Origin of the sequence: Pseudomonas sp. FSL R10-0056 (assembly GCF_009600105.1) — a bacterium.
Classification (GTDB): Bacteria; Pseudomonadota; Gammaproteobacteria; order Pseudomonadales; family Pseudomonadaceae; genus Aquipseudomonas; species Aquipseudomonas bubulae.
In genome coordinates, this window is sequence record NZ_WIWL01000224.1 from 1 (window position 1) to 19,610 (window position 19,610).

Consider the following 19,610-nt stretch of genomic DNA (forward strand, 5'->3'; position numbering starts at 1 on the left):
CAAGCCCGAACCGCACAGGCGGTTGACGTTGTAGGCCGGGGTTTCCTTGGGGATCCCGGCATTGATCGCCGCAACCCGCGCCAGATAGGCATCCTGGGGCTCGGTGGGAATCACGTTGCCCACCACCACATGACCGATGCGCCCGGGGTCGACCTGGCTGCTGTGCAACGCGGCCTTGACCGCAGTGCTGGCCAGCTCGGCCAGGGGCACGTCCTTGAGCGAGCCGCCAAAGGTGCCGATGGCCGTGCGCCGGGCGCTGAGGATGAAAATTTCAGGAGTTTGCATGGCGGGTCCTTATTGTTTTATCGGGCCAAATGCGCGGGATTATTTCACCGGTGTACGGTTTGGGCGTCGTCCGTTTGTGCGGGCAGGGCATCTACCTGGGCATCGAGCAGGGTCATAAAGGCATGGGCGGCATTGGACAAGGTGCGTTCGGTATGCAGGATATACCCCAGCTGGCGGGTCAGCTGGATGCCGGGCAGGGCAATCGATGCCACCTGTTCATCCAGCATGGTGCGCGGCAACACGCTCCAGGCCAGGCCGATGGACACCATCATCTTGATGGTCTCCAGGTAATTGGTGCTCATGGCGATGTTGGGCGTCAGGCCCTGGGCTTCAAACAGGCGATGGACAATATGATGGGTAAAGGTATTGCCGCCGGGAAACACCGCTGGATGGCGTGCAATATCGGCCATGCTTACGGCTTTTTGCCGGGTCAGGCGGTGCTCTGGGGCCACCACGAAATCCAGCGGGTCATCCCAGACCGGCACGGCACGAATCAGTGAATGAGGCTCCGGCGCGAGGGTGATCACAGCCAGTTCTGCGCGGCCATGCAGAATCTCGTCGTAGGCCACTTCGGAATCGAGAAACTGAATATCCAGCGCGACCTTGGGGTAAGTGCGGGTGAACTCGCGCAGTAAAGGTGGCAGGCGGTGCAGACCGATATGATGGCTGGTAGCCAGGGTCAGGCGCCCGCTGACTTCGCCATTGAGGTTGTTGAGTGCCCGGCGCGTGTCATCCAGTACGTTGAGGATCTGGTAAGCGCGCGGCAGCAAGGCCCGGCCGGCTTCGGTGAGGCTGACCTCACGGCCCAGCCGGTCGAACAGCCTGAGCTTGAGTTGCTGCTCGATGCTGGCAATGCGTTTGCTGATGGCTGGCTGGGTCAGGAACAGCCGTTCGGCGGCCCCGGAAAAACTGCCGGTTTCAGCAATTGCAATAAACGCATTGAGATTCACGAGATCCATCTATTCGAATTCCTGTTGGTTATCCAAAGCATAAAAATTATGAATTTGAGTTATTCACTGTAACCCCATAGGATCGACCTCACAAGCCAAGTGGTTATTGGCACAGAAAAGTAGCTGATGAGGAAACCGTCTGATGGCCGGCAAAACGCTCTACGACAAGCTCTGGGATTCGCATTTGGTCAAGCAGCGTGACGATGGCTCGGCGCTGATCTACATCGACCGTCACATCATTCACGAAGTGACCTCGCCGCAAGCCTTTGAAGGCCTGCGACTGGCCGGGCGCAAGCCTTGGCGCATCGATGCCAACATCGCCACCCCGGACCACAACGTACCGACCACGCCAGAGCGTAAAGGCGGGATCGAAGCGATTGCCGATCAGGTTTCCCGTCTGCAGGTGCAAACCCTGGATGACAACTGTGACGAATACGGCATTACCGAATTCAAGATGAACGACGTGCGTCAGGGCATCGTCCATGTGATCGGCCCGGAGCAGGGCGCCACCTTGCCGGGCATGACCGTGGTCTGCGGTGACTCGCACACCTCGACTCACGGCGCCTTCGGTGCATTGGCCCACGGTATCGGCACTTCCGAGGTCGAGCATGTGCTCGCCACCCAGTGCCTTGTCGCCAAAAAAATGAAGAACATGCTGGTGTCGGTCGAAGGGCAATTGCCGTTCGGCGTAACCGCCAAGGACATAGTACTGGCCGTGATTGGCAAGATCGGCACCGCGGGCGGCAATGGTCATGCCATCGAATTCGCCGGCAGCGCGATTCGCGACCTGTCGGTTGAAGGCCGCATGACCATCTGCAACATGTCCATCGAAGCCGGTGCCCGTGTAGGCCTGGTGGCCGCCGATCAGAAAACTGTCGACTATGTAAAGGGCCGTCCGTTTTCGCCTAAAGGCGCTGAATGGGACCTGGCGGTCGAAGCCTGGAAAGACCTGGTGTCCGACAGCGATGCGCAGTTCGACACCGTGGTTGAACTGGATGCTACGCAGATCAAGCCGCAAGTCAGCTGGGGCACTTCGCCCGAGATGGTCCTTGCGGTTGATCAGAACGTGCCGGATCCGGCACAGGAAGCCGACCTGGTCAAGCGTGGCTCGATCGAACGTGCATTGAAGTACATGGGCCTGACCGCCAACCAGGCGATCACCGATATCCAGCTCGATCGCGTATTTATCGGCTCGTGCACCAATTCGCGGATCGAAGACTTGCGTGCTGCGGCAGTGATTGCCAAGGGGCGCAAGGTGGCGTCCACCATCAAACAGGCGATTGTGGTGCCGGGCTCAGGTCTGGTTAAAGCCCAGGCCGAGGCTGAAGGTCTGGACAAGATCTTTATCGAGGCCGGTTTTGAATGGCGTGAGCCGGGTTGTTCGATGTGCCTGGCGATGAATCCGGACCGCCTTGAGTCGGGCGAGCATTGTGCCTCGACCTCCAACCGCAACTTTGAAGGCCGTCAGGGCGCCGGTGGCCGTACTCACCTGGTCAGCCCGGCCATGGCCGCTGCCGCCGCCGTGAATGGTCGTTTTATTGATGTCCGTGAATTGATCCAGGGGAGCGCAGCATGAAGGCTTTTACTCAGCACACCGGTTTGGTCGCGCCTTTGGATCGTGCCAACGTCGATACCGACCAGATCATTCCCAAGCAATTCCTGAAGTCGATCAAGCGTACCGGCTTTGGCCCTAACCTGTTTGACGAGTGGCGTTATCTGGATGTGGGTCAGCCCTACCAGGACAACTCCAAACGCCCGTTGAACAAGGATTTTGTGCTTAACGCCGAGCGTTACCAGGGCGCCAGTGTGTTGCTGGCCCGGGAAAACTTCGGTTGCGGCTCCAGCCGTGAGCACGCGCCGTGGGCGCTGGAAGAGTACGGTTTTCGCAGCATCATCGCGCCGAGCTACGCCGATATCTTCTTCAATAACAGCTTCAAGAACGGTTTGTTGCCGATCATCCTGAGCGACGCCGAAGTCGATGAGCTGTTTGCCCAGGTTGAAGCCGAGCCGGGTTACCAGCTCAAGATCGACCTCGAGGCGCAAACCGTGACCCGCCCGGACGGCAAGGTGCTGGGCTTTGAAATTGATGCGTTTCGCAAGCATTGCCTGCTTAACGGCCTGGACGATATCGGCCTGACCTTGCAGGACGGCGATGCAATTGCCGCGTTTGAAAGCAAGCACCGTGCGAGCCAGCCGTGGTTGTTTCGCGACGCTTGAATGGCCTCATCGCGGGCAAGCCCGGCTCCCACAGGGGAATGCATTTCAAATGTGGGAGCGGGCTTGCCCGCGATGACGGCAGTGTGGACAACCCAAGTCTTGACGCTAAAAGGAAGTTTTAATGACCGGTACCGCCCAGCACACCCAGGTCGTACAAAAGCAGTTCGGTGAACAGGCTGCGGCCTATCTGAGCAGCGCCGTGCATGCGCAAGGCACCGAGTTCGGCCTGCTCAAGGCCGAGCTGGCTGACAAACAGCAGGCGCGGGTGCTGGACCTGGGGTGTGGCGCGGGCCATGTAAGCTTTCATGTGGCTGCACTGGTCAAGGACGTGGTGGCATACGACCTGTCGCAACAAATGCTGGATGTGGTCAGTGCTGCCGCCAGCGATCGCGGGCTGGGCAATATCAGCACCGTTTGCGGCGCGGCAGAGCGTTTGCCGTTTGCCGATGGCGAATTCGACTATGTGCTCAGCCGTTACTCGGCCCATCACTGGAGCGATCTGGGCGTGGCCCTGCGCGAAGTGCGCCGGGTGCTCAAGCCGGGTGGCGTAGCGGCATTTATCGATGTGATCTCACCCGGCAGCCCGTTATTCGACACCTACCTGCAAAGTGTCGAAGTGCTGCGCGACACCAGCCATGTGCGCGACTATTCGAGCGCCGAATGGCTGCGTCAGGTCAGCGAAGCCGGTTTGCACGTGCGCAGCACACAGCGTCAGCGTTTGCGTTTAGAGTTCAGCTCCTGGATCGAGCGCATGCGTACGCCACAGGTCATGAGCGCGGCCATCCGCCAGTTGCAGCAGTCGATGGGCGCCGAAGTACGCGATTATTTTGAAATTGAAGCCGATGGTTCGTTCAGCACCGATGTGCTGGTGCTGTGGGCCGAGAAGTAACCTGAATATTTCCGGGTGCGCCTGCGGGGGCATCAACAGACAAGAAAGAGGAACCCATGAGCAAGCAGATTCTGATTCTCCCTGGCGACGGTATTGGTCCGGAAATCATGGCCGAAGCGGTCAAGGTGCTGGAGCTGGCCAGTGACAAGTTCAACCTGGGCCTGGAGCTGACCCACGACCTGATCGGCGGCGCAGCCATCGACCAGCATGGCGTACCGTTGGCCGACGAGACCCTTGAGCGCGCCCGTGCGGCCGACGCTGTCTTGCTGGGCGCCGTGGGTGGCCCGAAATGGGACAAGATCGAGCGCGACATTCGCCCCGAGCGCGGCCTGCTGAAAATCCGTGCGCAACTGGGCCTGTTCGGCAACCTGCGCCCGGCAATCCTGTACCCGCAACTGGCTGATGCATCGAGCCTCAAGCCGGAAATCGTTTCTGGGCTGGATATCCTCATCGTTCGCGAATTGACCGGTGGTATCTACTTCGGCGCCCCCCGTGGCACCCGCGAGCTGGAAAACGGTGAGCGTCAGGCTTATGACACCCTGCCGTACAGCGAAAGCGAAATCCGCCGCATTGCCCGCGTCGGTTTCGACATGGCCCGCGTGCGTGGCAAAAAGCTCTGCTCGGTGGACAAGGCCAACGTGCTGGCGTCCAGCCAGCTGTGGCGTGAAGTGGTCGAGCAAGTGGCCAAGGACTATCCGGACGTCGAGCTGAGCCATATGTACGTCGACAACGCGGCCATGCAACTGGTGCGCGCACCCAAGCAATTTGACGTGATCGTCACCGAAAACATGTTCGGTGACATCCTGTCCGACCAGGCTTCGATGCTCACCGGCTCTATCGGCATGCTGCCATCGGCATCCCTGGATACCCACAACAAGGGCATGTACGAGCCTTGCCACGGTTCGGCGCCGGACATCGCGGGGCAGGGCATTGCCAACCCGCTGGCGACCATTTTGTCGGTGTCGATGATGCTGCGTTACAGCTTCAACCAGACCGCTGCTGCCGATGCCATCGAGCAGGCCGTAAGCCTGGTTCTGGACCAGGGTTTGCGTACCGGTGATATCTGGTCGACGGGTTGCACCCGGGTCGGAACACAGGAAATGGGCAATGCAGTAGTCGCGGCGCTGCAGAATCTGTAATCTCTCGGGCCCGTTACTTCCTGTTGGTGGAAGTAACGACCCCACTTTTTGTTAAAGGTGTAGTTGCGATGAAACGTGTAGGTCTGGTCGGTTGGCGCGGTATGGTTGGTTCCGTGCTCATGCAGCGGATGCTGGAAGAGCAGGATTTCGATCTGATCGAGCCGGTGTTTTTCACCACTTCCAATGTCGGTGGACAAGGTCCGTCCGTGGGCAAGGATATTGCCCCGCTCAAGGATGCTTACAACATTGAAGAGCTGAAAACCCTCGATGTAATCCTGACCTGCCAGGGCGGCGACTACACCAGCGAGGTGTTCCCCAAGCTGCGTGAGGCGGGCTGGCAAGGTTACTGGATCGATGCAGCGTCGACCCTGCGCATGCAGGATGATGCGGTCATTATTCTGGACCCGGTCAACCGCAAGGTCATCGACCAGCAGCTGGATGCCGGCACCAAAAACTATATCGGCGGCAACTGCACTGTCAGCCTGATGCTGATGGGTCTGGGCGGTCTGTTCGAAGCCGGTCTGGTGGAGTGGATGAGCGCCATGACCTACCAGGCGGCCTCGGGCGCCGGTGCGCAGAACATGCGCGAGCTGATCAAGCAGATGGGCACCACCCATGCGGCGGTCGCCGATCAACTGGCCGACCCGGCCAGCGCCATCCTCGATATCGACCGTCGTGTGGCCGAGGCCATGCGCAGCGATGCCTACCCGACCGAAAACTTCGGTGTGCCATTGGCCGGCAGCCTGATCCCGTGGATCGACAAAGAGCTGCCGAACGGTCAAAGCCGTGAAGAGTGGAAGGCGCAGGCAGAAACCAACAAGATCCTGGGTCGCTTCAAGAACCCGGTTCCGGTGGACGGTATCTGCGTACGTATCGGTGCGATGCGTTGCCACAGCCAGGCCTTGACCATCAAGCTGAACAAAGATGTGCCTATCGCCGATATAGAAGGTTTGATCAGCCAGCACAACCCCTGGGTCAAGCTGGTGCCAAACCAGCGTGAAGCCAGCATCCAGGAACTGAGCCCGACCAAGGTTACCGGCACCCTGAATGTACCGGTTGGCCGTCTGCGCAAGCTGAACATGGGTTCGCAGTTCCTCGGTGCCTTTACCGTGGGCGACCAGTTGCTGTGGGGCGCGGCAGAACCGCTGCGCCGCATGCTGCGGATTTTGCTGGAGCGTTAATTCGCCACCGGCAGGTTCAAGCCCGCGTCTCGCAAGAGGCGCGGGCTTTTTATTGGATGATCAGCTGCTACGAATTGTCATCATCCATCAAATCGGCCGGGCGCGTTGCCTGTCGGGGTTGTGCCCGGTACAGTGCCGCTCCCCACGTTTCGCCTGAGGTAGATACATGAACCAGTCCTTTGATATCGCCGTCGTTGGCGCCACCGGCACTGTCGGCGAAACCATCGTACAAATGCTCGAAGAGCGTGATTTTCCGGTTGGCAAGTTGCACTTGCTGGCCAGCAGTGAATCTGACGGGCATTCGGTGCCTTTTCGCGGTAAAAACGTCAGGGTGCGCGATGTCGACACGTTCGATTTCAGCAGCGTACAGCTGGCATTCTTTGCCGCAGGCCCTGCCGTGACCTTGAGTTTTGCTGCCAAGGCCAGTGCAGCCGGCAGCATGGTGGTCGACCTGTCCGGCGCGCTGCCTTCTGCGCAGGCACCGCAGGTGGTGCCTGAGGCTAATGCGCAGGTGCTGGCAACCTTGAAAAAACCACTGCAAGTCAGCAGCCCGAGCCCTTCGGCCACCGCTCTGGCCGTGGTCCTGGCGCCTTTGCTCAAGGTGCTGGAAATTCAGCGGGTCAATGTGACGGCCTGCATGGCAGTTTCCGCGCAAGGGCGCGAAGCGGTCTCGGAGCTGGCTCGTCAAACCACCGCGCTGCTGAACCTGCATCCGCTGGAAACCAGCTTCTTTGATCGTCAGATGGCCTTCAACGTCCTGGCCCAGGTCGGCACGCCGGACGCACAGGGCCATGTGCCGCTGGAAAAACGTTTGGTCAATGAGCTGCGCGAAGTTCTGGCTATGCCTACGCTGAAGGTATCGGCCAGCAGTGTGCAAGTGCCGGTATTTTTTGGTGACAGCTTCAGCGTGTCCCTGCAACTGGCCGGGCCGGTGGATCTGGTTGAAGTCAATGCCGCCCTCGAGGCAGGTGAGGGTATCGAGCTGGTGGAAGCCGGTGACTACCCGACTGCTGTTGGCGATGCCGTAGGTCAGGATGTGGTGTATGTCGGTCGAGTGCGTCACGGTGTGGACGACACATCTGAACTTAATCTGTGGCTGACGTCAGATAACGTACGCAAGGGTGGCGCATTGAACGCCGTGCAGTTGGCTGAGTTGTTGATAAAAGACCAACTGTAAAAGATACTTGGCTGCTATACAGGTCTCGTGGGACGAGGCCTGTACCAATAAGGAAGAGGCTATGGTTCAGGTTCGCAAATTGGTGTTGGCAATCGCTGCCGCTTCGGCGCTGTCATCCGGTATGGCGCAGGCGCTTGAGCTTGGGGAGCTGACGCTCAAGTCGGCGCAGAACCAGCCGCTGCTGGCAGAAATCGAGCTGCTCGATGTCAAGGACCTGACTGCTGCGCAAGTGGTGCCAAGCCTTGCCCCCGAGCAGGAGTTCAGCAAGGCCGGAGTTCCGCGCCCGGCGTTTCTGGATGATTTGCGCTTTACCCCGATCATCAACGCCGATGGCAAGAGCGTATTGCGCGTCACCTCCAGCCAGCCGCTGTCCGAACCTTTTGTGAACTTCCTGGTGCAGGTGATGTGGCCCAACGGCCGCTTGATGCGCGACTACAGCGTGTTGCTCGATCCCGCCCGGTTCTCGCCGCAGGCCGCGTCGGCGGCAGCAACGTCTGCGCCTGCTGCGCCCGTGCAGTACACCACCACGTCCCGTGACACACTGTGGGAGATCGCCGCCAAGGCGCGCAACGGCGGCTCGGTGCAGCAGACCATGCTGGCAATTCAGGCCCTGAACCCTGATGCGTTTATCAACGGCAATATCAACCGGCTTAAAACCGGCCAGGTACTGCGCCTGCCAGATGCCTCGCAAAGTGTGCAATTGCCCCAGGCCAGGGCCATCAACGAAGTGGCGTCGCAAAATGCCGACTGGCGCAGTGGCCGTCGCACCGTACCGTTGGCCCAGCAACTCGATGCAACCGGTCGCAAGCCTGTGCCGGCGCCTGCCGCCAAGGCTGTGCATCAGGATGCCTTGAGTCTGGTTTCCGCTCAGGCAGGCAAGGGTGCTGCCGGGGATGCGAAAAAACTGGCTGACCAGCTGGCGATGACTCAGGAAGGTCTGGACAGCAGCCGTCGTGAAAATGCCGAGCTGCAAGACCGGATGAAAGACCTGCAAAGCCAGTTGGACAAGCTGCAGCGTTTGATTGAATTGAAGAACGATCAACTGGCCAGGCTGGAGGCCGGCAAAGGTGCGCCTGTCGACCCGGCAGTTGCGTTGGCCGGCGTGCAGGCCGCTGATGCGCCTGAAGCCGATATTGCGCCAGCAATCGAAGGTGCACCGGCCACTGCAGTGGCACCAAGTCCTGAAGACACCGGGGCGACGCAAGGCCATGAGCGAAACATTCAGGACCTGCTGAACAGCCCGCTATTACTGGGGCTTGTCGGTGGCGGGGCGGTCTTGTTACTGCTCTTGCTGTTGTTGCTCGTGCGTCGGCGCAAGGCGCTGCAAGAAGCGCAAAAACATGCGCGAATGGCTCGGGATCTTGAAAATGAGTCCGGGTTTGCAGCCGATCTGGATCTGCCGCAAAGCAGTTTTGAGGGGCTTGAAACGCCGTCGCGCAGTATCGATCTTGCACCTGCACCTGCACCTGCACCTGCACCTGCACCTGCACCTGCACCTGCACCTGCACCTGCACCTGCACCTGCACCGGTCGTGGAGGCAGTAGCTCCGGTGGTCGCGCCGGTTACCCTGGCCAAGCCTGCGGCTGATGTGCTGGATCAGGCCGAGCGGTTGATTGAGCAGCGTCAGTTGAGCGAGGCCGTTGTATTGCTAAAGGCTGCGATCGATCGGGAGCCCCAACGCAGTGATTTGCGTCTTGAGTTGATGCGGGTTTACGCCGAACTGGGTGATCGTGACGCTTTTATCGCTCAAGAGCGCCAACTGGTAGCCAATGGCAAGAATCACGCCCAGGTCGAGCAGCTCAAAAATCGTTATCCTGGCATGGCGGTGGCGGCAGCGGCCGGCATTGCTACCGCAGCGGTGGCCACCCAGCTGCAAGCGCAATTTGTCCAGGACATGATGCGCGACGATCGCGAGGTCGAACCGCAGCCGGAGCCTGCTGCACCTGCACCTGCAGCGTTCGATCACGATTTTGATCTGAGCCTTGATGAACTGGAAGCGGCTTCCCCTGCGGTGGTGACGCCAGAACCTGCAGGGCTCGACAAGCCGGCGGCAGACAGTTTCGAAGCGGTGCTTGAACAGCAGGCTCAGGTTCAGGCGGCTCACGAAGGGGCGTCGGACTTTGATCTGGACCTGCCGGCGGACTTTGACCTGTCCCTGGCTGAAGAAAGCGCTCCACCCGCTGTGGCGGCGGACAGCTTTGCCCTTGAGCTCGACAAGGTCAATGCCGAGTTGCATCGCCTGTCGCAAAGCCTTGAGCAATCATCGCTGGAACAGCCCTTTGCCGATGATGAACCGGAATTCGACTTCCTCTCGGGCGCCGATGAAACGGCCACCAAACTCGATCTGGCCCAGGCCTATATCGATATGGGTGACGACGAAGGTGCGCGGGATATTCTGACCGAGGTCATGGAGGAGGGTAATCCACAGCAGCAGGCCGAAGCGCTGGAAATGATGGCACGCCTGACCTGAGTGAAACTCCTTTAGATACTCTGTTGCCGGTCAACCCTCCCTGTGGGAGCGGGCCTGCTCGCGAACGACCTTCGCGAGCAGGCTCGCTCCCACAGTTGAAATGTCCTTCGGCAGCTGCTACGAAGCCTGGTTTGTCTGACGTTCCGGTGAAATGTTTCATGGCGTCTTGCCGGGTGCGCCCTATAATGGCCGCCTTTGCGTTTATGAGCAGGCTGCAAGTCCTTGGCAAATATAGATAACCCGGCCGCTGAAATGGCCGCGGAAGGTTTTTACCGAATCGCCCTTGGGGTGGAATACAAAGGTTCGCGCTACAGCGGCTGGCAGCGCCAGGCCAATGGTGTGCTGACCGTCCAGGAAACCCTGGAAAACGCCCTGTCCAAAGTGGCCGCCTCACCGGTCTCCCTGATGTGCGCCGGGCGTACGGATGCCGGTGTGCATGCCTGCGGGCAGGTGGTGCATTTTGACACCCGGGCCGAGCGCTCCCTGAAAGCCTGGGTCATGGGCGCCAATATCAATTTGCCCCATGACATCAGCGTCACCTGGGCCCAGGTCATGCCCGCGCACTTCCATGCCCGCTTCAAGGCCATCGCCCGGCGCTACCGCTATGTGATCTACAACGATCAGATCCGGCCTGCCCATCTGAATCAGGAAATCACCTGGAACCACCGCCCGCTGGATGTCGAGCGTATGGCCGAGGCAGCTCGACACCTGTTGGGCGTGCATGATTTCAGTGCCTTTCGCGCCGGACAGTGCCAGGCCAAATCCCCGATCAAGGAAATGCACCATCTGCGCGTGAGCCGTCACGGCAACATGATTGTGCTGGATATTCGTGCCAGTGCCTTTCTGCACCATATGGTGCGCAATATCGCCGGGGTGCTGATGACTATCGGTACGGGCGAGCGGCCGGTGGAGTGGATCAAGGAAGTGCTGGAGAGCCGCGAGCGGCGCTCGGGCGGTGTGACGGCCCATCCCTACGGCTTGTATCTGGTGCAAGTTGAATACCGCGACGAGTTCCAGTTGCCGGAACGTTACATTGGTCCACATTTCTTGACCGGTTTTAGCGGCCTGGACGGCTGACGCCCGGATAAGCATTTGTTACCATCCGGGGCTTTCGCGTTCGGGGTGTTATCGAGATGTCCGTTGTTCGCAGCAAGATCTGCGGTATTACCCGCATAGAAGATGCACTGGCTGCGGTCGAGGCCGGGGCTGACGCCATAGGCTTCGTGTTCTACGCCAAGAGCCCGCGGTCAGTCACGGCCGCGCAGGCGCGGGCCATTATTGCCGCCTTGCCGCCTTTCGTGACTTCGGTGGGGTTGTTCGTCAATGCCAGCGCCTGTGAGCTGAACGAAACCCTGGATGCCGTGCCGCTGGATCTGCTGCAGTTTCATGGAGATGAAACCCCGGAGCAGTGCGAAGGCTATCACCGCCCTTACATCAAGGCGTTGCGGGTCAAGGCCGGTGATGATATCGCCGGTGCCTGCAAGGCCTATGCAGGGGCCAGCGGTATTTTGCTCGATGCCTATGTTGAAGGTGTACCGGGTGGAACTGGTCAGGCATTTGACTGGTCTTTGATACCTCAGGGTTTGCACAAGCCGATTATCCTGGCCGGTGGCCTGACACCCGACAACGTCGCAGACGCCATCGCCCGGGTGCAGCCTTACGCCGTGGATGTCAGTGGCGGCGTTGAAAAGAGCAAGGGCATCAAGGATCACGACAGGATTCGTGCCTTTATGCGGGCAGTGCGCACGGCAAACTGATGCGGATGTGACGGCTGGCACTCTGCCGCCGTCCATCAATACCGCTCTGCGAAGCAGGCGGGCCCGGTGAGAAGACGGGCAGAAATTTAAGTGGCGGCCGCTCTGGTGCGTGCTGTCGGTAAGGCTGAGGGTTGCAGGGTTTTGCTGGTTTGCCGAGTGCGGACCGCGGTTCCGGCAATTATCGCCACACACCTGATTAATTTAGCTCAAGGGCATACACGGGGCCTGAACTGAACTGTTCTGGCCACCGGTACTGGAGAAAGAAAGCATGAGCAACTGGTTGGTAGACAAGCTGATTCCTTCGATCATGCGTTCCGAGGTCAAAAAGAGCTCGGTACCTGAAGGCCTGTGGCACAAATGCCCGTCCTGCGACGCTGTGCTTTATCGTCCGGAGCTGGAAAAGACCCTGGACGTTTGCCCGAAATGCAATCACCACATGCGTATCGGCGCCCGCGCCCGCATTGATATCTTCCTGGACGCCGACGGCCGTGCCGAACTGGGTGCAGACCTGGAGCCGGTTGACCGTCTCAAGTTCCGTGACAGCAAGAAGTACAAGGACCGTCTGGTCGGCGCGCAAAAGCAGACCGGCGAAAAAGACGCCCTGATCTCCATGAGCGGTACCTTGCTGGGCATGCCGCTGGTGGTATCGGCCTTCGAGTTCTCCTTCATGGGTGGCTCTATGGGTGCCATTGTTGGCGAGCGCTTCGTGCGTGCGGCCAATTACGCTCTTGAACACCGCTGCCCGATGATCTGCTTCGCAGCCTCGGGCGGTGCGCGGATGCAGGAAGCCCTGATCTCCCTGATGCAAATGGCCAAGACCTCGGCGGTACTGGCGCGTCTGCGTGAAGAAGGCATCCCTTTCATCTCGGTACTGACCGACCCGGTATACGGCGGTGTTTCGGCCAGCCTGGCGATGCTGGGTGACGTGATCGTGGCTGAGCCTAAGGCGCTGATCGGTTTTGCCGGTCCTCGTGTTATCGAGCAGACCGTTCGCGAAAAACTGCCGGAAGGTTTCCAGCGCAGCGAGTTCCTGCTGGAGCACGGCGCCATCGACCTGATCGTTGCACGTCAGGAGCTGCGTCCGCGCCTGGGCAACCTGCTGGCGCAAATGATGGGCTTGCCGACTCCAGTGTTCGTGGCTGCGCCTGTTGAAACCATCGTTGTTCCGCCGGCACCTGCAAACCTATGACCCAGCGCACCCTTGGCGAGTGGCTCGCCTATCTTGAGCAGTTGCATCCATCGGCCATCGATATGGGTCTGGATCGCGCACGCGAGGTAACGAACCGCTTGGGGCTGCAAAAGCCTGCGCCTCGGGTGGTGACGGTTACGGGTACCAATGGCAAGGGCTCGACCTGTGCGTTTGTGGCTTCGTTGCTGCAGGCGCAAGGGCTAAAGGTGGGGGTTTACAGTTCGCCCCACCTGCTGCGCTATAACGAGCGCGTACAAATTGAGGGTGTTGAAGTCTCGGACGAGCTGCTTTGCGAGGCCTTTGCGGCCCTGGATGCAGGGCGCGGCGAGACATCCCTTACATATTTTGAAATGGGTACGCTGGCAGCCTTCTGGTTGTTCGAGCGTGCCCAGTTGGATGCCGTGGTGCTGGAAGTCGGCCTGGGCGGGCGCCTGGATGCGGTCAATCTGGTGGATGCCGACCTGGCGCTGGTGACCAGTATCGGTGTCGATCATATTGAGTATCTGGGCAACACCCGCGAATCCGTGGGCTTTGAAAAGGCCGGGATATTCCGTGCCAGCAAGCCGGCCCTGTGTGGCGATCTGAACCCGCCGCATACATTGCTCGACAAGGCTGCAGAGCTGGGTTGCCCGCTGTTTCTGCGCGGTCGTGACTTTGATCTGGCCAGTACCGATCAGGTCTGGCATTGGCGTGGTCAGGATGCCCGGGGGCAATTGATCGAGCTGCGCGATATTCCGCTGCTGGATCTGCCGATGGAAAACGCGGCGCTGGCCGTGCAGGCCTATGCGTTGACCGATCTGCCCTGGCAGCCGGAGCGCATTGTCGCGGCGCTGGCAGGTACTCGCATCACGGGGCGCCTGGATCGTCGCCAGTTCAGCTGGAAGGGCAAGCCCTTGCATATACTGCTGGATGTAGGGCACAACCCCCATGCCGCCGAGTATCTGGCGCGGCGCCTGGCGCAGCGGCCGGTGGCAGGCAAGCGCCTGGCGGTGTTCGGTTTGCTGGCCGACAAGGACCTGGATGGCGTAGTGTCACAACTGACGGGTTCGGTCGCGCATTGGGCTGTTGCGCCGCTGGATACCCCGCGCACGCGCCCGGGCGCTGAAGTCGAGGCCGCGCTGCAGGGTTTTGGGGCGGCTGTTTCGACTTATGCCAGCGTGGAGCAAGCGCTTGAGGCGCAGTGCGAACGGGCCACGACTGACGACGAAATCCTGTTGTTCGGATCATTTTATTGTGTTGCCGAAGCGCTCGAGTGGTTGGAGCGGCGTGCCACGCAGGAGGCTGCAAATGGCTTTGCTGGATAAGGCGTACAAACAAAGGATGGTGGGTGCCCTGGTGCTGGTGGCGCTGGCGGTTATTTTTCTGCCGATGCTGTTCTCCCGACAGGACGAACTGCGTCAGATTGAGGTGGATGCCCCGAGCGCTCCTGAAATGCCGGTAATGCCGCAGGTCAAGGTCGAGCCGGTTGCCGTGCCTGAGCCTCAGGTGATCCCTGAGGAGCCGGCTCCGGTTGAGCAGCCGGTTGTCGAGCAGCAGGCGCCAGCCCCGGTCGCACCGGTAGTGGCAAAGCCTGCAGTGGCTGCGCCCAAGCCTCCGGCTGTCACGCCGGCGCAAACCGTTGCCCAGGCACCCGCCAAGCTGGACACCACGCAAAAGCGTGTCGACCCCAATGGCTTGCCAATCAGCTGGTCGGTGCAACTGGTGAGCCTGTCCAATCGGGCCAGTGCTGATAACCTGCAAAAAACCCTTCGCAATCAAGGCTATAACGCTTATGTGCGATCTTCCGGCGGGATGAACCGGGTTTTTGTCGGCCCATTGCTTGAGCGTGCAGAGGCCGATCGCTTACGCGATTTGCTTGGCAAGCAGCAAAACCTCAAGGGTTTTGTGGTGCGCTTCCAGCCTGAACGTGGCTGACAGCGTAAAAAGGTTCAATCTGATTGCACAAGCACGGATAAATCGCCTTACCTGAGCGGCGGCGCTCTGCTAAAATGCGCCGCCTCATCTATCCGTAGGCTGAACTGTGCCATTTACCTGGGTTGACTGGGCGATCGTTGCAATCATCGCCATCTCCGCTTTGATCAGCTTGAAGCGCGGCTTCGTAAAAGAAGCATTGTCGCTGTGCACCTGGATCATTGCCGGGGTCGTTGCCTGGATGTTCGGCGGTTCGCTGTCGCAATACCTCTCCGGATACATCGAAACACCTTCCGCCCGCGTTATCGCAGGGTGCACCATCATGTTTGTGGCCACCTTGCTGGTAGGCGCAATGATCAATTTTCTTATCGGCGAACTGATTCGCGTCACCGGCCTGTCCGGGACCGATCGTTTTCTCGGCATGGCTTTCGGCGCTGCGCGTGGCGCATTGCTGGTGGTCACTGCGGTCGGGCTGTTGAGCCTGGGGCCGGTACAGCAGGACTCATGGTGGCAGGAGTCACGGCTCGTGCCACAATTTCTATTGGTTGCCGACTGGTCCAAAAACCTCATTCTGGGGTGGAGCAGTCAGTGGCTGGCCAGCGGAATCAGCGTACCCGCTGACATTCCGTTCAAGGAGCATCTCTTGCCGGCTACCCAGCCCAAGTGAGTGGTGTTCAGTTCAGATCCATTAAGTAGGGGTTGCGTCGCATGTGTGGCATCGTCGGTATCGTCGGTAAGTCGAACGTCAATCAGGCGCTGTATGACGCGCTAACCGTCCTCCAGCACCGCGGCCAGGATGCTGCCGGTATTGTGACCAGCCATAATGGCCGGTTATTTCTGCGCAAGGACAACGGGCTGGTTCGTGACGTCTTTCATCAGCGTCATATGCAGCGCCTGGTCGGCAACGTGGGCATTGGTCACGTGCGCTATCCAACCGCTGGCAGCTCGACTTCAGCTGAAGCCCAGCCGTTTTATGTCAACTCGCCGTATGGCATCACCCTGGCGCATAACGGCAACCTGACCAACGTTGAACAGCTGGCCAAGGAGATTTACGAATCTGATTTGCGTCACGTCAACACCAACTCCGATTCGGAAGTGTTGCTTAACGTTTTCGCTCACGAACTGGCGCAGCGCGGCAAATTACAGCCGACTGAAGAAGACGTGTTTGCTGCCGTGACTGACGTGCACAACCGTTGCCGTGGCGGTTACGCCGTGGTTGCGATGATCACCGGTTATGGCATCGTCGGTTTCCGCGACCCGAACGGCATTCGTCCGATTGTCTTCGGTCAGCGTCATACCGACGAAGGCGTCGAGTACATGATCGCCTCCGAGAGCGTTTCCCTGGATGTACTGGGCTTTACCCTGATCCGCGATCTGGCGCCGGGTGAAGCGGTTTACATCACTGAAGACGGCAAGCTGCACACCCGTCAGTGCGCGGTAAACCCGAAACTGACCCCGTGCATCTTCGAACACGTGTATCTGGCGCGCCCGGACTCGATCATCGACGGTGTGTCGGTGTACAAGGCCCGTCTGCGCATGGGCGAGAAACTCGCCGAGAAGATCCTGCGTGAGCGTCCTGAGCACGATATCGACGTGGTGATCCCGATTCCGGACACCAGCCGCTGCGCTGCACTGGAACTGGCCAACCACCTGGGCGTCAAGTTCCGCGAAGGCTTCGTGAAAAACCGTTACATCGGTCGTACCTTCATCATGCCGGGCCAGGCTGCACGTAAAAAATCCGTGCGCCAGAAGCTCAACGCCATCGAACTCGAGTTCCGCGGCAAGAACGTGATGCTGGTGGATGACTCGATCGTGCGCGGTACCACTTGCAAGCAGATCATTCAGATGGCCCGCGAAGCCGGCGCCAAAAACGTTTACTTCTGCTCGGCGGCCCCGGCGGTTCGTTACCCGAACGTGTATGGCATCGACATGCCCAGCGCTCACGAACTGATCGCCCATAACCGCAGCACCCAGGAAGTGGCTGAGCTGATCGGCGCCGACTGGCTGATCTATCAGGACCTGCCTGACCTGATCGACGCTGTCGGTGGTGGCAAGATCAAGATCGATGCGTTCGATTGTGCAGTGTTTGACGGCAAGTACGTCACCGGCGATATTGACGACAACTACCTGGAGCGAATCGAGCGTGCGCGCAACGATGCTTCCAAGGTGATTGCCCAGGGCGTCGGTGCGACGATAGGCTTGTACAATAACTAAGAGTTCACCAAACCGGCCCTGATGGGCCGGTTTGCGTTTATCCAATACAAAGTAGAGCAAGGAGTGGGCAGCATGAGTCAGGATTGGGATGCGGGTCGGCTGGACAGCGACCTTGAGGGCGTAGCGTTCGACACCCTGGCGGTGCGTGCTGGCCAGCATCGTACGCCGGAAGGTGAGCACGGTGATGCAATGTTCCTGACCTCCAGCTACGTGTTCCGCACGGCGGCAGACGCGGCAGCGCGGTTCTCGGGCGAGGTGGCAGGCAATGTTTATTCGCGTTACACCAACCCCACTGTTCGTGCTTTCGAAGAGCGCATTGCCGCCCTTGAAGGTGCCGAGCAGGCTGTAGCCACGGCGACGGGCATGGCAGCCATTCTGTCGGTGGTGATGAGCCTGTGCAGCGCCGGCGACCATATCCTGGTCTCGCGCAGTGTGTTCGGTTCGACCATCAGCCTGTTTGAGAAGTACTTCAAGCGCTTTGGCGTGCAGGTCGATTACGTGCCGTTGGCCGAACTGGCTGGCTGGGACGCGGCGATCAAGCCCAACACCAAGCTGCTGTTTGTCGAGTCGCCGTCCAACCCGCTGGCCGAGCTGGTCGATATCGCCGCGCTGGCTGAAATCGCCCACGCCAAGGGTGCCTTGCTGGTGGTCGACAACTGCTTTTGCACGCCAGCCTTGCAGCAGCCGCTGAAGCTGGGTGCAGACATCGTGGTGCATTCGGCAACCAAGTTCATCGATGGCCAGGGTCGTTGCATGGGTGGGGTAGTGGCCGGTCGTGGCGAGCTGATGAAAGAAATCGTCGGTTTCCTGCGTACCGCCGGGCCGACTCTGAGCCCGTTCAATGCGTGGATCTTCCTCAAGGGTCTGGAGACCCTCAACCTGCGCATGCGCGCTCACTGCGCCAGTGCCCAGGCCCTGGCCGAGTGGCTGGAGCAGCAGGATGGCATAGAGAAGGTTCACTACGCTGGTCTCAAGAGCCATCCACAGTACGAATTGGCCCAGCGCCAGCAGCGCGGCTTTGGTGCCGTGGTCAGTTTTGAGGTCAAGGGCGGCAAAGAAGGCGCGTGGCGTTTTATCGACGCGACACGTCTGATCTCGATCACTGCCAACCTGGGTGACAGCAAAACCACGATTACTCATCCGGCGACCACTTCCCATGGTCGCCTCGCACCGCAAGAGCGTGAAGCGGCCGGTATTCGTGACAGCCTGATCCGCATCGCCGTAGGCCTGGAAGATGTCAGTGACCTGCAAGCCGACCTCGCACGAGGCCTGGCCGCGCTGTGACCGACTGGATGCTCGAGGCGCCGGTAAGCGGCAATGGCCGTGTAGCACTGGTCACCGGTGCTGCCCGGGGCATTGGCCTGGGCATTGCAGCCTGGCTGGTCAGTGAAGGCTGGCAAGTGGTGCTCAGCGACATTGACCGCGCCCGGGGCACAAAAGTAGCCAAGGCGCTGGGCGACAGTGCCTGGTTTGTGCGCATGGATGTGTCGGTTGAAGACGATGTCATCCAGTGTGTCGCGCAAGTGCTGGGGCAGTTCGGACGGCTGGACGGGCTGGTGTGCAACGCCGCGATTGCGGACCCGCACAACACGCCCCTGGAAAGCCTCGACCTGGAGCACTGGAACCGCGTGCTGGCGGTCAATCTCACCGGGCCGATGTTGCTGGCCAAGCATTGTGCGCCGTATCTGCGTGCCCATTGCGGGGCGATCGTCAACCTGGCTTCCACCCGTGCGCGCCAGTCGGAGCCTGATACCGAGGCTTACGTGGCAAGCAAGGGCGGGTTGCTGGCATTGACCCATGCGCTGGCCATCAGCCTTGGCCCGCAAATCAGGGTCAATGCTGTAAGCCCGGGCTGGATCGACGCCCGTGATCCATCTGTAAGGCGTTCAGCGCCGTTGACGGACGCCGATCACGCTCAGCACCCTGCTGGCAGGGCAGGGGTTGTGGAGGACGTTGCCGCGATGGTTGCCTGGTTGTTGTCGCGCAACTCCGGTTTTGTCACGGGTCAGGAGTTTGTGGTGGATGGCGGCATGAGCAAGAAGATGATCTATGGCGATTAAGGCCAGGCCACTATTTTTGCTTATTTTGAAAAAAACCAATCTTGTCCTTGACTTAGCTTCGATAGATGCGTAAATTTCGCGGCCTCAACGAAGCAAAGGGTGATTAGCTCAGCTGGGAGAGCATCTGCCTTACAAGCAGAGGGTCGGCGGTTCGATCCCGTCATCACCCAC

17 protein-coding genes, 1 tRNA gene and 1 pseudogene are annotated in these 19,610 nt (G+C 59.8%); 17 read left to right on the top strand and 2 right to left on the bottom strand.

Annotation, left to right across the window (positions count from 1 at the left end; all coding sequences use genetic code 11):
- A pseudogene (locus GHO42_RS22255) lies at positions 1-285 on the bottom strand (acetyl-CoA C-acyltransferase); the annotation flags it as partial.
- A 44-nt stretch (positions 286-329) separates the two neighbouring features.
- Positions 330-1,244: a LysR family transcriptional regulator gene (locus GHO42_RS22260; RefSeq protein ID WP_153328560.1), complete on the bottom strand. Its 915-nt coding sequence runs from the start codon at positions 1,242-1,244 to the stop codon at positions 330-332.
- Positions 1,245-1,377: 133 nt separating this feature from the next.
- On the opposite strand from GHO42_RS22260, the gene leuC reads away from it, so the two are divergent.
- From leuC to GHO42_RS22345, 17 genes are all read left to right on the top strand, one after another.
- A complete protein-coding gene (gene leuC, locus GHO42_RS22265) occupies positions 1,378-2,811 on the top strand; it encodes a 3-isopropylmalate dehydratase large subunit (RefSeq protein WP_095002431.1) in 1,434 nt (477 codons plus the stop codon).
- A complete protein-coding gene (gene leuD, locus GHO42_RS22270) occupies positions 2,808-3,452 on the top strand; it encodes a 3-isopropylmalate dehydratase small subunit (RefSeq protein WP_095002432.1) in 645 nt (214 codons plus the stop codon). The genes leuC and leuD overlap by 4 nt, the downstream gene beginning before the upstream one ends.
- A gap of 121 nt (positions 3,453-3,573) precedes the next feature.
- Positions 3,574-4,341 (top strand): class I SAM-dependent methyltransferase, encoded by a 768-nt coding sequence (locus tag GHO42_RS22275; protein WP_153328558.1) that lies wholly within the window; start codon positions 3,574-3,576, stop codon positions 4,339-4,341.
- A 56-nt stretch (positions 4,342-4,397) separates the two neighbouring features.
- Positions 4,398-5,480 (top strand): 3-isopropylmalate dehydrogenase, encoded by a 1,083-nt coding sequence (gene leuB, locus GHO42_RS22280; RefSeq protein ID WP_153328556.1) that lies wholly within the window; start codon positions 4,398-4,400, stop codon positions 5,478-5,480.
- 68 nt (positions 5,481-5,548) lie between these two features.
- The gene (asd, locus tag GHO42_RS22285; protein ID WP_095002435.1) at positions 5,549-6,661 is read left to right on the top strand and encodes an aspartate-semialdehyde dehydrogenase; all 1,113 of its coding nucleotides are present in this window, start codon (positions 5,549-5,551) and stop codon (positions 6,659-6,661) included.
- 166 nt (positions 6,662-6,827) lie between these two features.
- Entirely contained in the window at positions 6,828-7,838 is a 1,011-nt protein-coding gene (locus GHO42_RS22290; protein ID WP_153328554.1) for an aspartate-semialdehyde dehydrogenase, read from the top strand.
- A 61-nt stretch (positions 7,839-7,899) separates the two neighbouring features.
- Positions 7,900-10,308 carry a FimV/HubP family polar landmark protein gene (locus tag GHO42_RS22295; RefSeq protein WP_153328552.1) on the top strand — a complete coding sequence of 803 codons (2,409 nt, stop codon included), beginning with the start codon at positions 7,900-7,902 and terminating at the stop codon, positions 10,306-10,308.
- A 252-nt stretch (positions 10,309-10,560) separates the two neighbouring features.
- Positions 10,561-11,385 carry a tRNA pseudouridine(38-40) synthase TruA gene (gene truA / locus GHO42_RS22300; RefSeq protein WP_153328577.1) on the top strand — a complete coding sequence of 275 codons (825 nt, stop codon included), beginning with the start codon at positions 10,561-10,563 and terminating at the stop codon, positions 11,383-11,385.
- A 56-nt stretch (positions 11,386-11,441) separates the two neighbouring features.
- Positions 11,442-12,065, top strand: a complete 624-nt coding sequence (locus GHO42_RS22305; protein ID WP_095021363.1) for a phosphoribosylanthranilate isomerase — start codon at positions 11,442-11,444, stop codon at positions 12,063-12,065.
- Between the two features lie 268 nt (positions 12,066-12,333).
- Positions 12,334-13,254: an acetyl-CoA carboxylase, carboxyltransferase subunit beta gene (accD, locus tag GHO42_RS22310; RefSeq protein ID WP_153328550.1), complete on the top strand. Its 921-nt coding sequence runs from the start codon at positions 12,334-12,336 to the stop codon at positions 13,252-13,254.
- Positions 13,251-14,558 (top strand): bifunctional tetrahydrofolate synthase/dihydrofolate synthase, encoded by a 1,308-nt coding sequence (gene folC, locus GHO42_RS22315; RefSeq protein WP_153328548.1) that lies wholly within the window; start codon positions 13,251-13,253, stop codon positions 14,556-14,558. Before accD ends, folC begins: the two co-directional genes overlap by 4 nt.
- Complete coding sequence (locus GHO42_RS22320) at positions 14,542-15,168, top strand: SPOR domain-containing protein (RefSeq protein ID WP_095002442.1); 627 nt, start codon at positions 14,542-14,544, stop codon at positions 15,166-15,168. Before folC ends, GHO42_RS22320 begins: the two co-directional genes overlap by 17 nt.
- Before the next feature lie 106 nt (positions 15,169-15,274).
- Positions 15,275-15,832, top strand: coding sequence for a CvpA family protein (locus GHO42_RS22325; RefSeq protein WP_095002443.1), 558 nt, complete (start codon positions 15,275-15,277; stop codon positions 15,830-15,832).
- 41 nt (positions 15,833-15,873) lie between these two features.
- On the top strand, positions 15,874-17,379 hold the full coding sequence (gene purF / locus GHO42_RS22330; RefSeq protein WP_095002444.1) for an amidophosphoribosyltransferase: 1,506 nt from the start codon (positions 15,874-15,876) through the stop codon (positions 17,377-17,379).
- A gap of 72 nt (positions 17,380-17,451) precedes the next feature.
- Positions 17,452-18,663 carry an O-succinylhomoserine sulfhydrylase gene (locus GHO42_RS22335; protein WP_153328545.1) on the top strand — a complete coding sequence of 404 codons (1,212 nt, stop codon included), beginning with the start codon at positions 17,452-17,454 and terminating at the stop codon, positions 18,661-18,663.
- A gap of 8 nt (positions 18,664-18,671) precedes the next feature.
- Positions 18,672-19,439 (top strand): SDR family oxidoreductase, encoded by a 768-nt coding sequence (locus tag GHO42_RS22340; protein WP_153328573.1) that lies wholly within the window; start codon positions 18,672-18,674, stop codon positions 19,437-19,439.
- Between the two features lie 97 nt (positions 19,440-19,536).
- Positions 19,537-19,609, top strand: a tRNA-Val gene (locus GHO42_RS22345).
- Position 19,610: the final 1 nt, after the last annotated feature.